The 1,497-nt window shown below is 69.1% G+C and carries 1 protein-coding gene; it reads left to right on the plus strand.

Going from position 1 to position 1,497, the window contains the following annotated elements; translation table 11 throughout:
- Window positions 1-1,339 (plus strand): CpaF family protein (locus G3O00_RS42630; protein ID WP_206146591.1); only part of this gene is annotated, 1,339 nt, incomplete at its 5' end.
- Window positions 1,340-1,497 lie beyond the last annotated feature (158 nt).

The raw sequence follows: 1,497 nt of genomic DNA on the forward strand, positions 1-1,497 counted from the left end.
CGCGCCGGCCCCGGCCGCGGCCGACACGCCTGCGCCGACCCCGACCCGCACGCCCGTGGCGACCGACACCCACGAAGCGCTGATCCGGTCGAGCAAGTTCGACGCGATCCGCACCGCGGTGTTCGCGTCGATGAACATGTCGGCGGCGCTGATGAAGACGCGCGACGAAGTGCGCGCCGGCATCGAGCAGGTGGCCGCGCATACGGTCGATCGCGAGCGCCTGAAGATCACGGCCGGCGAGCAGGTGCTGATCGTCGATGCGATCCTGAACGACATGTTCGGCGTCGGGCCGATCGAGCCGCTGCTCGCCGACGATACGGTCACCGACATCCTCGTCAACGGGCCCGACCAGGTCTACGTCGAGCGCGCGGGCCGGCTCGAGCTCACGTCGCTGAAGTTCCGCGACGATGCGCACGTGGCGAGCGTCGCGCAGCGGATCGCGGCGGCGGTGGGGCGTCGCGTCGACGAGAGCAGCCCGATGGTCGACGCGCGGCTCGCCGACGGCAGCCGCGTGAACGTCGTGCTGCCGCCGATCGCGATGCGCGGCCCGTCGATCTCGATCCGCAAGTTCGCGAAGCGCGACATCACGCTCGCGCGGATGGCGCAGCAGGGCAACATCTCGCATCCGATGCTGCAGGTGCTGAAGGTCGCGTGCGGGTGCCGGCTGAACATCGTGATCTCGGGCGGCACCGGCTCGGGCAAGACGACGCTGCTCAACGCGCTGTCGCAGCACATCGAGCAGCACGAACGGATCGTGACGATCGAGGACGCGGCCGAGCTGCAGTTGCTGCAGCCGCACGTCGTGAGCCTCGAGACGCGGCCGGAGAATACCGAAGGGCTCGGCGGGATCTCGCAGCGCGATCTCGTGCGCAACGCACTGCGGATGCGGCCCGACCGCATCATCCTCGGCGAGATTCGCGGCCCTGAGGCGTTCGACGTGTTGCAGGCGATGAACACGGGGCACGACGGCTCGATGACGACGATCCACGCGAATTCGCCACGCGATGCGATCAGCCGGCTCGAAAGCATGGTCATGATGGCGAACGCGAACCTGCAGCTGCTGTCGATCCGGCGCCAGATCGCGAGCGCCGTGCACCTGTTCGTGCAGATCGAGCGGATGCGCGACGGCGTGCGGCGCGTCACGCGGATCACCGAGATCGTCGGGATGGAAGGTGAGGTGGTGATTACGCAGGACCTGTTCGCGTTCCGCCAGGAAGGCGACACGACGCGCGATTCGGTGAAGGGCGTGTTCGAGGCATTGCCATTGCGGCCGGGATTCTCGGCGCGCGCCGCATATTACGGCGTCGAGGATGCGCTCGCCGAGGTGTTCCGGCAATGAGGGCCGCCGACCTGTTCGCGGTGGGCGCGTTCGCGATGATCCTCGCGATCGGGCTCGTGCTGTCGTCGCTGTTCGATCGCGCGAGCCACACGCCGGCCCAGCGCATCCGCGCACGGATGCGGCGGCTGTCGCCGTCGCTCGCCGGGCGCGACGGGCAC

Source organism: Burkholderia sp. Ac-20384 (assembly GCF_017104605.1).
Taxonomy (GTDB): Bacteria; Pseudomonadota; Gammaproteobacteria; order Burkholderiales; family Burkholderiaceae; genus Burkholderia; species Burkholderia lata.